The 12,832-nt window shown below is 67.4% G+C and carries 10 protein-coding genes and 2 pseudogenes; 3 read left to right on the plus strand and 9 right to left on the minus strand.

Going from position 1 to position 12,832, the window contains the following annotated elements; translation table 11 throughout:
• Positions 1-131: 131 nt before the first annotated feature.
• Together H9L16_RS00755 and H9L16_RS00760 are read left to right on the plus strand one after the other, a co-directional pair.
• Complete coding sequence (locus tag H9L16_RS00755; protein WP_187552730.1) at positions 132-1,442, plus strand: hemolysin family protein; 1,311 nt, start codon at positions 132-134, stop codon at positions 1,440-1,442.
• The gene (locus H9L16_RS00760) at positions 1,426-2,067 is read left to right on the plus strand and encodes an exopolysaccharide biosynthesis protein (protein WP_187552731.1); all 642 of its coding nucleotides are present in this window, start codon (positions 1,426-1,428) and stop codon (positions 2,065-2,067) included. Before H9L16_RS00755 ends, H9L16_RS00760 begins: the two co-directional genes overlap by 17 nt.
• Before the next feature lie 28 nt (positions 2,068-2,095).
• Here the strand turns inward: H9L16_RS00760 and H9L16_RS16420 are convergent.
• From H9L16_RS16420 to H9L16_RS00775, 4 genes and pseudogenes are all read right to left on the minus strand, one after another.
• Positions 2,096-2,839, minus strand: a pseudogene (locus tag H9L16_RS16420) (putative bifunctional diguanylate cyclase/phosphodiesterase); the annotation flags it as partial.
• 117 nt (positions 2,840-2,956) lie between these two features.
• Positions 2,957-4,156: pseudogene (locus H9L16_RS16425) on the minus strand (diguanylate cyclase domain-containing protein); the annotation flags it as partial.
• A gap of 74 nt (positions 4,157-4,230) precedes the next feature.
• Positions 4,231-5,187, minus strand: coding sequence for a phosphate/phosphite/phosphonate ABC transporter substrate-binding protein (locus H9L16_RS00770; protein WP_187553980.1), 957 nt, complete (start codon positions 5,185-5,187; stop codon positions 4,231-4,233).
• A gap of 42 nt (positions 5,188-5,229) precedes the next feature.
• On the minus strand, positions 5,230-6,057 hold the full coding sequence (locus tag H9L16_RS00775; protein ID WP_187552732.1) for an RNA methyltransferase: 828 nt from the start codon (positions 6,055-6,057) through the stop codon (positions 5,230-5,232).
• Positions 6,058-6,162: 105 nt separating this feature from the next.
• Here H9L16_RS00775 and H9L16_RS00780 point away from each other — a divergent pair, with 105 nt between their 5' ends.
• On the plus strand, positions 6,163-6,981 hold the full coding sequence (locus H9L16_RS00780; RefSeq protein ID WP_187552733.1) for an inositol monophosphatase family protein: 819 nt from the start codon (positions 6,163-6,165) through the stop codon (positions 6,979-6,981).
• 97 nt (positions 6,982-7,078) lie between these two features.
• Here H9L16_RS00780 and secF read toward each other — a convergent pair whose 3' ends face one another.
• The 5 genes from secF to queA form a co-directional block, all read right to left on the minus strand.
• Positions 7,079-8,041, minus strand: coding sequence for a protein translocase subunit SecF (gene secF / locus H9L16_RS00785; protein WP_187552734.1), 963 nt, complete (start codon positions 8,039-8,041; stop codon positions 7,079-7,081).
• A 13-nt stretch (positions 8,042-8,054) separates the two neighbouring features.
• On the minus strand, positions 8,055-9,923 hold the full coding sequence (secD, locus tag H9L16_RS00790) for a protein translocase subunit SecD (protein WP_187552735.1): 1,869 nt from the start codon (positions 9,921-9,923) through the stop codon (positions 8,055-8,057).
• Positions 9,924-9,978: 55 nt separating this feature from the next.
• The gene (gene yajC, locus H9L16_RS00795; protein WP_187552736.1) at positions 9,979-10,323 is read right to left on the minus strand and encodes a preprotein translocase subunit YajC; all 345 of its coding nucleotides are present in this window, start codon (positions 10,321-10,323) and stop codon (positions 9,979-9,981) included.
• An 80-nt stretch (positions 10,324-10,403) separates the two neighbouring features.
• Positions 10,404-11,528 carry a tRNA guanosine(34) transglycosylase Tgt gene (gene tgt, locus H9L16_RS00800; protein WP_187552737.1) on the minus strand — a complete coding sequence of 375 codons (1,125 nt, stop codon included), beginning with the start codon at positions 11,526-11,528 and terminating at the stop codon, positions 10,404-10,406.
• Between the two features lie 238 nt (positions 11,529-11,766).
• A complete protein-coding gene (gene queA, locus H9L16_RS00805; RefSeq protein ID WP_187552738.1) occupies positions 11,767-12,804 on the minus strand; it encodes a tRNA preQ1(34) S-adenosylmethionine ribosyltransferase-isomerase QueA in 1,038 nt (345 codons plus the stop codon).
• Positions 12,805-12,832 lie beyond the last annotated feature (28 nt).

The following is a 12,832-nucleotide window of genomic DNA, read 5'->3' on the forward strand; positions in this document are numbered from 1 at the left end:
ATGATGCCGGCGCGCTCCGGCGCATCCCATGGACGACACTCCCCCACGCCCGCCGCCGATGACCCACCGTGCCCGTCCAGGGGCGACGTGGCAGGCATGCGTCGGTGCTGCCCGCAACCCCGGGATTGTCCATGGTTGAGTTGCTGGTCGTCCTTTTCCTGATCCTGCTGAACGCCTTCTTCGCGCTGTCGGAGATGTCGGTCGTGACCTCGCGCAAGGCGCGGTTGAAGCAGCGCGCGGAGGACAGCGCCGGCGCGCGCAAGGCGCTGGAGCTGGCCGAACACCCCGAGCGCTTCCTGTCGACCGTGCAGGTCGGCATCACCACCATCGGCATCCTCACCGGCATGTTCGGCGGCGATGCGATCGGCGCGGCGATCGGCATCTGGCTCAGCGAACACGTGCCCTCGGTCGGCAAGTACGCCGGCACCATCGGTACCGTGCTGGCGGTCGGCCTGATCACCTACCTGAGCATCGTGCTGGGCGAGTTGCTGCCGAAGCGGCTGGCCCTGCTGGCACCGGAGCGGCTGGCCGGGATCGTCGCCCTGCCGATGCATACGTTGTCGCGAATCGCCAGTCCGGCGGTGTGGCTGCTCAGCGCTACCGTGCGCGGCCTGCTCAGGCTGCTGCGGGTCGATCGCACCGACAGCTCGCAGGTGACCGAAGAAGAGATCCACATGCTGGTGAGCGAAGGCCACGAGCAAGGCGTGATCGACCTCGACGAACGCAACATGCTCAACCGGGTCATGCGTCTGGGCGACCGCACCGCCGAAAGCCTGATGACGCCGCGCACCCGCATCGCCTGGCTGGATGCCGCCGCGCCGCTGGGCGAGAACCTGGCGACGATGCAGGAACACGAATTCTCGCGCTACCCGGTCTATCGCGGCAACGACAGCGACGTGGCCGGCGTGCTCGAGGTCAAGACCTTGCTCGACGAGTTGGGCAAGGAAGTGCCGGCGTTGTTCGAGGACCTGCGCGAACCGGTTTTCGTGTCGGAATCCACGCATGCGATGAAGCTGCTGGAAATCATGCGCGAGGAACAGCAGTCGATGGCACTGGTGGTCGACGAATACGGCGACATCCAGGGCATCGTCACCATCACCGACATCATGGACGCGGTGCTGGGCCGCCTGCAGGCCGGCGAAGGCGACGGCGACGAGGCGCTGGTGGTCGAGCGCGAGGACGGCTCGCTGCTGGTCGATGGCGGACTGCACATCGACGAACTGCGCGAACTGACCGGTGAACGCCTGGCCGATGCCGACGAACACGGCTACAACACCACCGCCGGTCTGACCATTGCCCATTTCGGGCGGATCCCGCACGTTGGCGAATATTTCCAGTTGGGCCAATGGCGGGTCGAAGTAGTCGATCTGGACGGCCAGCGAATCGACAAGCTGCTGTTGCAGCGCATGCCCGACACCCTGGTCGATGCCCTCGACACCTGACCCCACCACCGGCACGGGTCCGCGCGAGGCCGGCACGCGGGCGATCCTGGACGCCCTGCTCGACGGCGACCCCGCGCAATCCCTCGACTTCGACACCCTGCTGGACGGACTGGGGCGGCGCGCGTTCGGCATGCTGCTGTTCGTGGCCGCCCTGCCCGCGTTCATCCCGATCCCGATCGGCGGCGCGCTCAGCGGCCCGCTGATCATGCTGGTCGCCGCGCAGTTGCTGGTCGCCATGCAACATCCGTGGCTGCCCGGCTTCATCGCCCGGCGCGGGCCGAAGCGGCAGTCGCTGGCGCGCTTCGAGCGCTTGGTCGATCCGTGGCTGGCGCGCCTGGAACGGATCGTCCGACCGCGCTTCACCGCGGTGCTGGATCATCCGCTGGCCACTGCCTTCACCGGCCTGCTGCTGCTGCTGTTGGGCCTGTTGCTGGCGCTGCCGATCCCGCTGACCAATTACGTGTTCGGCGGGCTGATCCTGCTGTACGCGCTCGCCCTGCTGGAACGCGACGGCGCGCTGATGCTGGCCGCATGGGGCCTCGGGATGGTGGCGCTGGTGACCACCGGCGCGCTGTCGGGTGGGCTGATCACGGCCTTGCAGGCCTGGATCGAAACGACGTTCTGAGACGGGCGAACGGTCTTGCCGCAGCCGCTCAGTCGAGCAGCCGGGCGAATTCCAGCGCACTCATCGGATGACCCAGCCAGTAGCCCTGGGCGAGGTCGCAGTCGCGCTCGCGCAGCAGGTCGAACTGGCCCTGGCGCTCGACCCCTTCGGCGACCACGGTGATCCCCATCGAATGCGCCATCGCGATGATCGCGCTGGTCAGGGCCAGGTCATCGGGGTCGCGCAGCAGGTCGGTGATGAAGCTGCGGTCGATCTTCAGACCATCGACCTGCACGCGGCGCAGGTGGCTGAGGCTGGAATAGCCGGTGCCGAAATCGTCCAGCCAGACGCGCACGCCGATGTCGCGCAGGCGCGCCAGCAAGGCGGTGGCATTCGCTTCGTCGCTGATCACCGCGGTTTCCGTGAGCTCCACGTGCAGGCGCTCCGGGGCCATCCCGCTCTCGACCAAGGCATCGGTGACCTGCTGGACCAGGTCGCCGCTGCGCAACTGCCGCGGCGAAACATTGACCGACACGAACGGCGGTTCGCCGGCGCCACGCGGGGTCGGCCAACCGGCCGCTTCGGCGCAGGCGCTGCGCAGCACCTCCGGCCCGATCGCCTCGATCAGGCCGCTCTGCTCGGCCACTTCGATGAAGACCGACGGCGCGATCGCGCCGTCTTCCGGATGGTTCCAGCGCAACAGGGCTTCGGCGCCGACCAGCACGCGGTCGCGGGTGCGGAAGATCGGCTGGTAGGCCAGGCTCAGCTCGCCACGGCCCCACGCCCCGCGCAGGTCGTGCTCCAGGCGCACCCGGCGCTCCACCGCCTGATCCATGGTCCGGCTGTAGAAGCGATAGCAGTTCTTGCCGGCCACCTTGGCCTGGTACATCGCGATGTCGCCGTTCTTCATCAGCAGGGAGGCGGTATTGGCATCGTCGGGGAACAGCGCCACGCCCACGGAGGAGCCCAGGAACACCTGCCGCCCATTGAGCATCATCGGCTCGCCGAGTTCGCGGACCAGGGTTTCCGCAAGCCGGGTGACCATCGTCCGCACGTCGCCCTCCGGCTCGTTGTCGGCAGCCTGCAGCAACACCACGAATTCATCGCCGCCGAAGCGCGCCACCATCGCGTCGGCGCCGCGGATCGCCTGCACGGCGCGATCGATCCTGGTCGCCACTTGCAGCAGGACCTCGTCGCCGGCCTCGTGGCCCAGGGTGTCGTTGACCCGCTTGAAGTCGTCGAGGTCGGCGAATACCAATGCGAGTTGCCGCCCCGCGCCCTGCAGCGCACGCAGGCGCTGGTCCAGCGATTCGCGGAAGGCCAGCCGATTGGACAGGCCGGTCAGCGCATCGCTGTAGGCGACCCGGCGAATGTCGCGATCATGGCGGGCCACGCTTTCGCGCATGCGGCCGAAGGTGCGGATCAAATCGCCGAGTTCGTCCTGGCGTTTGCTCACCGGCACCGGCGAGGAGAAGTTGCCGGCCTCGATCTGCCGCGCGGCATCGCCCAACACCTGGATCGGCTGCACCAGCAGGCGCTGTACCACCGCCGCCGCCGCGACCGCGATCACCGCCAGCGCCGCGCTCAACAGCAGCAGCCAGAGCAGGCTGCGCCGGCCGACCTCATCGATCCTGCCGCGCAGCGCCTCCATCGCCGATGCCTCGTCGCGGGCCATCCCGGCCAGCGAGTAACCGATGCGCACGCCCCCCAGACGCTCGTCGCCGATCATCACCGGCCGCGACACATCCAGCAGCTGCCCGCGGGTCAGCGCATGCGGACCGGTGGCGGCGATCACCTGCTTCGCCAGCGGGTCGTTCATCGGCTGGCCGAACGCGGCGATGTCGCCGGAGCCGTCGTGCAGGATCCGGCCCTGTGCGTCGTAGACCAGCACGTAGTCGACGTCGGCCTCGCGCAAGGCGGCACGCGCCAGCGCACCGACTGCGTCCAGGTCGAAGTAGTACAGCGGGTTGGCCAATCCATCGGCCAATTGGCGCACTTCCGCCTCGCCGTCGATGCGCACCAGTTCGGACAGCAGGCCGTGCATGGCCTGGCGAGTGACTTCACTGACTTCGTGCTGGCTGCTCTGCTGGCGCTGCCAGAGCAGCACCATGACCAGGACCACGATCGCCAGCAGGGCCAGGATCGCGGCGTAGAAGCGCGACTGCAGGCTGAGTCCCGGCCGCTTCACTCGACCTCCGTGCGCACGCGCTGCACGCCGACACCAAGCCGGTCGAGGGCGCGCCGGTCCTCATCGGTGATCGGCACGAAGCGCGAGGTGTCGATGAAACGACGCAGCACCTCGCCGGCATCGGGGTCGGTCGAGGCCTCCATCAGCACCTCGCGCAGCCGCGCCTGAACCTTCGGATCCATCCCGTGGCGACTGAGCATCAGCGCTCGCGGGACGTCGGCGCTACGGCCGATGATGCGGAAATCCTGCACGAACGACGGCGGCATCCGCCGCGGATTCGACCAGTCCAGGTTGCTGAACACGCCGGCATCGACCAGACGCTTGTGCACCCAGGTGGTGATATTGAGCTCGGTCCGCGCGAACAGGTAACTGACCGTGTCCGGTGCCGGCTTGTCCATCGGCGACAACAGCAGTTCCAGGGTCATGCCCTGGTCGAGCAACTGCGCTGCCGGGAGGTAATACGCGCTGGTCGAATACGGATTCTGGAAGGCCACGCTGCGCCCGGCCAGTTCCTTCAGCGAGCGCACCGGACTGTCGCGGCGGACGAAGAACACGCTGTGGTAGCGGGTCGCGCCTTCGCGCTCGGTGACAAGGAAGGATTCCGCCACCCCACGGCGTTCCAGCAGGGCGGCGTTTCCGGCGGTCTCGTTGACCCAGTCGACCCGGCCACGGCGCAGGTAACTGGCCATCTGCTGCAGGTCCTTGGCCATCAGGATGCGCCCGCTGCGGATGCCGACCGAGGCCATCCGCGGTACCACATAGTCGAGCAGCGGCTTGAGCTGGTCGTAATGCGCCTTCGGGTCGTCGCTGACCCGGCCGAGTACCAGCACGGTGGCATCGCTCTCGCCGCTCGCCGGGGTGGCTGCTGCGGCATGCGTCTGCGCCTGGGCAACCGGTGCGAGAACCAGCAACGTGCAGAGCAGGCCGGCCAAGCGTGGCAGCAAGCGGCACATCGTTAGCGGCACGTGGCGGATCCCCTGGTTGCCTTGGCGAGCCTACTCGATTTTGCCGTCACTGAAACCCTGACCGGCCAGCCTTGCCATCCGCTGGGTGTCGGCGAGCACGCCGCGCAACAGGCGCACCTCCGCGCTGTCGAGGTTGGCCCGCAGGTACAGCCGGCGCAGCTTGCGCATCGCCGACGCCGGCGCACGTCCCTTGTGGAAGTCGATCTGGTCCAGCGCCTCCGCCAGCTGGCCGAACAGGCCTTCCAGTTCGGCGTGGCTGGCCACGTTTTCGCCCGGCGGCAGCGTGCGTCCAGCGGGCGTTTCGCCGCTGCCGGCATCGCCAAGCAGCGCGCAACGCAGCTCATAGCTCAGCACCTGCACCGCGGCGGCCAGGTTGAGCGAACTGAACGCCGGGTCCGAGGGAATGTGCACCGCCGCGTGGCAGAGCTGCAGTTCCTCGTTGTCCAGGCCGGTACGTTCGCGGCCGAACACCAGCGCCACCGGCCCGCCCGCGGCGGCCAGCACAGCGCGGCCGGCCGCATCGCGCGGATGCAGTTGTTCCAGTTGGATCCGCCGGCTGCGCGCGGTGCAACCGAGCACCCAGCGGCAATCGGCCACCGCCTCGGCCAAGGTGGCGAAGACCGGGGCGGCTTCGATGAGGTCGTCTGCACCGGCCGCCATCGCGTGGGTGTCGCGATCCGGGGCTTTCTCCGGGGCCACCAGCACCAGCTTCGACAGGCCCATGGTCTTCATCGCCCGCGCCGCGGAACCGATGTTGCCCGGATGCTGGGTGCCGACCAGCACGATGCGCAACTGGGCAGCAGCAGGGTGTGCGGCCGTTACGTCATCGCCCGTGGCGGAATTGGATGGATCACTCATGCGGCAATGGTAAACTTCGTGCCCGGCCCGCGCGCCGGGTTCGCTCTTTTTCGCCGTTGCCCCGCTCCCCGCGAGCCTTCCTCATTCCCTTCGAGGCGCTTCACCATGCAGAAACCCGTGGTCAATGTCATGGTCAAGGCGGCCCGCTCGGCCGGCGGGGTACTCCTGCGCAGCATGCACAAGCTCGATGCCATCAACGTGGTCGAGAAAGACCGCATGGACTACGCCAGCGACGTCGACGAGCAGGCCGAGAAAGCCGTGATCAAGGAGCTGCGCAAGGCCTACCCGGATGCCGCGTTCCTGGGCGAGGAAGGCGGTGCGCAGGGCACGGGCAACGCGGTGTTCGTGATCGACCCGCTCGACGGCACCAGCAACTTCCTGCACGGTTTTCCGCACTGGTGCGTGTCGATCGCCCTGGTCGAGAACGGCGAGCCGCAGCACGGCGTGATCTTCGACCCGCTGCGCAACGAGCTGTTCACCGCCAGCCGCGGCAGCGGCGCGGTGCTCAACGACAAGCGCATCCGCGTCAGCGAGCGCAAGGACGTGGCCGGTGCACTGCTGATCACCGGCTTCCCGCCGCGCGAGCGCGAACGCGCGCCCGCCCACCTGGAATGCGTGCGCGAACTGCTGCGCAGCGCCGAGGACATCCGCCGCACCGGCTCCGCCGCCCTCGACCTGGCCTACGTGGCCTGCGGCCGCAGCGACGGCTACTTCGAGGCCGGGGTGAAGCCGTGGGACATCGCCGCCGGCGTACTGCTGGTGCGCGAGGCCGGCGGTCGCGTCTGCGATTTCCGCGGCGCCGCCACCGGGCCGATGGACGGCCGCGGCGTGCATGGCCGCCATCTGGTCGCCGGCAACCAGAAGCTCAGCGCGGAATTGCAGAAGGCGATCGTCCAGTCCGGGTACGCCGCCGTCTTCAACTGAGGCGCTACGTTCCCGCCAACGAAAAGGCCGCGCAGTGCGCGGCCTTTTCGTTTGGGATCCGGTTGGGGCAGGCACGGGGGCCTGCCCCTACGGGCCATTACGGCCTGCGGGCCAGGGCTTCTTCGTCGCGCGCCTTCGGCAGCAGGTCCTGCTTGCTCACCTTCAGCAGGCCCATGGTCAGCAGCGGGCAGGCCACGAAGATCGAGGACAGGGTGCCGATGATGATGCCGATGATCATCGCCTCGGCCATCCCGCGCAGCGAGTCGCCGCCGTAGATGTACAGCGAGAGCATGCTCAGGAACGCGACGAACGACGTGATCACCGTGCGCGACAGGGTCTGGTTGACCGACTTGTTGAGGATCGTCACCGGGTCGGCGCGCATGCCGCGGAAGTTCTCGCGGACGCGGTCGAACACCACGATGGTGTCGTTGATCGAGAAGCCCATCACCGACAGGATGCCGGCCAGCACATTGAGGTCGAATTCGTGGCCGCTCAGCGCGAACCAGCCCACGCAGATCAGCACGTCGTGCATCGTGGTGATGATCGCCGCGACCGCGAACTTCTTCTCGAAGCGCAACGAGATGTAGCCCAGGAAGCCGATGATCACGAACAGCACGGCATAGATGCCCTTGAGGGCGAGATCCTTGCCGACCTGCGCGCTGATCACCGAGCTGCTGCGCTTCTCCGCAGGATTGCCCGCCAGCGAGGCCGCCTTCGCCACCGCATCGCCGATGCTGCTGGCCTTGTCGGCACCACCTTCCTGCTTGCCGTCGGCCTGCAGGCGCACCAGCAGGTCGTTGCCAGCCCCGAAGTTCTGCACTTGCGCGCCGTTGAAGTTGGCGGCCTCCAGCTGCTCGCGGACCTTGTCGACATCCGGTGCCTTCGCGTAGCGCAGCTCAACGCCGACGCCACCGGTGAAGTCCAGCGAGAAATTGAAACCACGCGCGCCCATCGCCCCAAGCGCGACCACCATCAGCAACAGGGCGACGGTCAGCGACACCCAGCGCATGCGCATGAAGTCGATGTTGCTGTCGTACGGGAAAAGATTGAACGGTTTCATGTGGTCGTGCCCCTCAGATGGCCACGGACTTGAGCTTCTTGCGCCCGCCGTAGATCAGCGTGGCAATGCCGCGCGAGACGGAGACCGCGGTGTATGCGGAGGTCGCGATGCCAAGCATGGTGGTGATGCCGAAGCCCCTCAACGGGCCAGTGCCGAACGCAGCCATCGCCAACCCAGCCAGGAACGCGGTGACGTTGGCGTCCAGGATAGTGCCGGAGGCGCGGTCGTAGCCTTCCGCGATGGCCTTCTGCGGCGGCAGCCCCATCCGCAACTCCTCGCGGATGCGTTCGTTGATCAGCACGTTGGCGTCCACCGACATGCCAACCGTCAACGCGATGCCCGCCAGGCCCGGCAGGCTCATCGTCGCCCCCAGCAGCGACATCAGCGCGAACACCATCAGCAGGTTGATCAGCAGCGCCAGGCAGGTGATCAGGCCGAACATGCGGTAATACACCAGGAAGAACAGCAAGGCGAAGATGAAGGAGAACGCCACTGCGGTGAGGCCGCGCTCGATGTTTTCCTTGCCCAGGCTCGGACCGATGGTGCGTTCGTCGACGAAGTCCATGGGTGCCGCCAGCGCGCCGGCGCGCAGCAGCAGCGCCAAGTCGGCACCTTCCTTCATGCTCTCCAGGCCGGTGGTCTGGAAATCCTTGCCCAACGTGCTCTGGATGGTGGCAACCGAGATCACCTGCTCGCTGGTGCGGTTGCTCCGCACTTCCTTGCCGTCGACGATCCTCACTTCGGGCACGCGCTCGATGTAGACCACCGCCATCGACTTGCCGACGTGCGCGCTCGAGTACTCGAACATGCGCTGGCCGCCGATGCTGTTCAGGCGCACGCTTACCGCCGGGGTACCCGACTGCGAATCGAAGAACGACGAGGCACTCTGCAACTGCTCGCCGGAGGTGATGATCCGCTTGTTCAGCAGGATCGGCAGCGGCTTGCCGTCAGGACCGAGTTCCTTGCGGTAGTAGATGCGCGCTTCCGGCGGCACATTGCCGGTGTCGCGCGCCTCGATCGCATTGCCTTCGATCACGCCGCGGTATTCCAGGGTCGCGGTCGCGCCGAGGATGCGCTTGGCCTGGGCGGTGTCCTGCACGCCGGGCAGTTGCACCGCGATGCGGTCCGCGCCCTGGCGCTGGATGATCGGCTCGGCAACGCCAAGTTCGTTGATGCGGTTGCTCAACGTGCCGATGTTCTGCTGGACCGCGTCGGTCAGCATTTTTTCGAGCTCGGCATCCGGGATGCGAATGGTGATCGAGTCGTCGGTCGAGTTGATCTGGTAGGTCGGCATGTCGCGCGCCAGCAACGGGCGCACCTTGCTGATGTCCTGCCCGGGACTCAGGCTGGCGACCACGCTGTTGCCAGACGCCGGCTCGACCGAGGTGTAGCGGATCTGGTTGTCGCGCAGCAATACCCGGGTGTCTTCGGCAGTCGCCTCGAAACGCTTGGCCAGCGCGGCCTCACGATCGACCTGCATCAGGAAATACACGCCACCGCGCAAGTCGAGGCCCAGCGACATCGACTTGGCGCCAAGCGCTTGCATCCAACCCGGCAACGTGGAGGCCTGGTTGAGCGCGACCACGTAGCCGCCGCCGAGCTCGGCGCGCATGACCTCCGCCGCCCTGGACTGGGCGTCGTCATCGGCGGTCCGGAGCATCAGGTTGCCGTCTTTCTCGATCGCGCTGGACTTGAACGGCACCGACGCCTTCTTCAGCGCGGCCTCGACCCGCTGCTGCATCGCGGCGTCGACCTTCGCACCGCGATTCGCGGTCACCTGCACGGCGGGATCCTGCGGGAATGCATTGGGTATGGCGTAGAACACGCTCAGCACCAGCACCAGCAGGATGACAAGGTATTTCCAGCGGGAATATTCGAGCATCACGACACCCCGCGCACGGCCATCAAGGCCGGCGCTTGTTGCTTCAGAAAAAGGATCAAACCGACTTCAGGGTGCCCTTGGGCAGCACGTTGGCGATGGCGGCGCGCTGCACGCGCAGCTGCACGCCATTGGCGACCTCGACGGTCACGAAGCTCTCGCCGATCGCGGCCACGGTGCCGGCGATGCCGCCGCTGGTGATCACTTCGTCGCCCTTGGCCAGCTTGTCCAGCATGGCGCGATGGTCCTTCTGCCGCTTCATCTGCGGGCGGATCATCAGGAAATACATGATCACGATCAGCAGGATCGGGAACAGCAGGGTGGACATCATGCTGGGCGCGGCGGGAGCGGCGCCGGCGGCCTGGGCATGTGCGACGGGAATCAGGAAATCGAGCGGGTTCATGCGGGAATCCGTGTTTGCGAAGCGGATGGGTTGGCCAAGGCCAGCCGGGAATTATGCCACGTGGGCCGCCGGGAGGCCTTTCAGGGCCGCCGGGCCGCGTAAAAGGACTCCCGGAACGCTGAAAAGGTTCCTTGCCCGATGGCATCCCGCATCCGCGCCATCAGGCGCTGGTAGTGGCGCAGGTTGTGCAGGGTGCCCAGGATCGATCCCAGCATCTCGTTGCAGCGGTCCAGGTGGCGCAGGTAGGCGCGGGTGTAACCGCCGGCACAGGCCACGCAGTCGCAGCCCTCCTCGATCGGCCGCAGGTCGCGCTCGTACTGGGCGTTGCGCACGCGGACGATGCCGGCATCGGTGAAGAAGTGGCCGTTGCGCGCGTTCCGGGTGGGCATCACGCAGTCGAACATGTCCACCCCGCGCGCCACCGCCTCCACCAGGTCCTCGGGCCGGCCCACGCCCATCAGGTAGCGCGGGCGATCCACGGGCAGTTGCGGGGCGGTGTGTTCGAGCATCGCGTTGCGCTCGGCTTCGGTCTCGCCCACCGCGAGGCCGCCGATCGCATAGCCGTCGAAGCCGATCTGCTGCAGGCCTTCGGCCGAGCGCGACCGCAGGTCGTGGTGCACACCGCCCTGGACGATGCCAAACAATGCCGCATCGTTGCCCGCATGCGCGATCTTCGAGCGTTCGGCCCAGCGCAGCGACAATTCCATCGAACGCTCGATCACGCGCTTGTCGACCGGCGCGCCATCCACCGTCACCGGAGGGCACTCGTCGAAGATCATCACGATGTCGCTGCCCAGCACCTTCTGGATGTGCATGGATTCTTCGGGGCCGAGGAATACCTTGCTGCCGTCGGTGGGCGCGGCGAAGGTCACGCCGGCCTCGGTGATCTTGCGGCGATGGGCCAGCGAGAACACCTGGAAGCCGCCGGAATCGGTGAGGATCGGGCCATCCCAGCGGGCGAAGCCGTGCAGGCCGCCGTGTGCCTCGATGACCTCCAAGCCGGGCCGCAGGAACAGGTGGAAGGTGTTGCCGAGGATGATCTGCGCACCGAGGTCGCGAACCTGGTCGGGCAACACGCCCTTGACCGTGCCGTAGGTGCCGACCGGCATGAACGCCGGGGTCTCGATGTTTCCGCGCGGGAAGGTGATGCGGCCGCGGCGCGCGGCGCCGTCGGTGCCGAGCAGTTCGAAATCCATTCGGCTCATGCGTAGCACCACGCAAGTTCGGGGCACGCGTGGCGGGCGGCGGGGGCTTCGGAAAGCGCGCCATGGGTGAGCACGCTTGGCTTGCATCGCATGCGATGCAAGCGTGCGAACGCCCGGCACCCTGTGCCGGGCCGGGCCGCAAAGCGGGCGCGCGGCGGCGCATCGAACAAGGACGTTCGTATAAGCCGGGTAGAAGCCCCCGCCGCCCGCCGCGTGTGCTTCGGGAATCCGCACTTGCTCATGTCTGATCCTGCGCCGGGAACAACAACATCGCATCGCCATAGCTGAAGAAACGATAGCGCTCGCGCACCGCGTGCTCGTAGGCGGCGAACACGCGTGCCTTGCCGGCGAACGCGGACACCAGCATCAGCAGCGTGCTTTCCGGCAGGTGGAAGTTGGTCAGCAGCGCATCGATGCTGCGGATGCGATAGCCGGGAAAAATGAAGATGTTGGTCTCGCCGGCAAACGGCTGCAGTTCGCCATCGACCAGCGCACTCTCCAGTGCGCGCAGCACCGTAGTGCCGACCGCGATGACGCGGCCGCCCGCAGCGCGTGTGCGGCGCACCTGCTGCACCAGTTCCGCGCCGACATTCAACCACTCGCTGTGCATGCGGTGGTCGCGGAGGTCGTCGACCCGCATCGGCTGGAAGGTGCCGGCGCCGACATGCAGGGTGACGTGGCCGAACTGCACACCGCGTTCGCGCAAGGCATCCAGCAGCGCGTCGTCGAAATGCAGGCCGGCGGTGGGCGCGGCGACCGCGCCGACCTCGCGGGCGAACACGGTCTGGTAGCGCTCGGCATCGTCCACGCCCGGTTCGCGCTGGATGTAGGGCGGCAACGGCAGCCGGCCCGCGTGCTGCAGCCACTGCTCCAGTGACTCGCCCACATGGAAGCGCAGCCGCCAGAAACTGTCCTCGCGCTCCAGCACTTCCGCTTCGCCGCCCGCGTCCAGCGTTATGCGGCTGCCGGGTCGTGGCGGCTTGCTGAAACCGAGTTGCGCACGCGCCTCGTTGCCGGGCAGCAGGCGTTCGATGAGGAACTCGACGCGGCCGCCGGTCACCTTGGTGCCGAACAGTCGCGCCGGGATCACCCGGGTGTCGTTGAACACCAGCAGGTCGCCGGGCTGCAGCAGCGATGGCAGATCGCGCACGCCGACGTCGGAAAAAGCCGCATCGCCCGGCGGCACCAGCAGCAGGCGACTGGCGGAGCGCTCCGGCAGCGGTGCCTGCGCGATCAGCGCCTCCGGCAATTCGTAGTGGAAATCGGACTTCTTCAAGGATGTCGCAAGCCTCGTGGGGCGCGCA

It is taken from the genome of Thermomonas carbonis (genome assembly GCF_014396975.1).
Classification (GTDB): Bacteria; Pseudomonadota; Gammaproteobacteria; order Xanthomonadales; family Xanthomonadaceae; genus Thermomonas; species Thermomonas carbonis.

Excerpts from the sequence above, each read along its gene's own strand:
- H9L16_RS00755 (WP_187552730.1), top strand. The coding sequence starts at position 132 with ATGGTTGAGTTGCTGGTCGTCCTTTTCCTGATCCTGCTGAACGCCTTC.
- H9L16_RS00760 (WP_187552731.1), top strand. The coding sequence starts at position 1,426 with ATGCCCTCGACACCTGACCCCACCACCGGCACGGGTCCGCGCGAGGCC.
- H9L16_RS00770 (WP_187553980.1), bottom strand. The coding sequence starts at position 5,187 with ATGTGCCGCTTGCTGCCACGCTTGGCCGGCCTGCTCTGCACGTTGCTG.
- H9L16_RS00775 (WP_187552732.1), bottom strand. The coding sequence starts at position 6,057 with ATGAGTGATCCATCCAATTCCGCCACGGGCGATGACGTAACGGCCGCA.
- H9L16_RS00780 (WP_187552733.1), top strand. The coding sequence starts at position 6,163 with ATGCAGAAACCCGTGGTCAATGTCATGGTCAAGGCGGCCCGCTCGGCC.
- secF (WP_187552734.1), bottom strand. The coding sequence starts at position 8,041 with ATGAAACCGTTCAATCTTTTCCCGTACGACAGCAACATCGACTTCATG.
- secD (WP_187552735.1), bottom strand. The coding sequence starts at position 9,923 with ATGCTCGAATATTCCCGCTGGAAATACCTTGTCATCCTGCTGGTGCTG.
- yajC (WP_187552736.1), bottom strand. The coding sequence starts at position 10,323 with ATGAACCCGCTCGATTTCCTGATTCCCGTCGCACATGCCCAGGCCGCC.
- tgt (WP_187552737.1), bottom strand. The coding sequence starts at position 11,528 with ATGAGCCGAATGGATTTCGAACTGCTCGGCACCGACGGCGCCGCGCGC.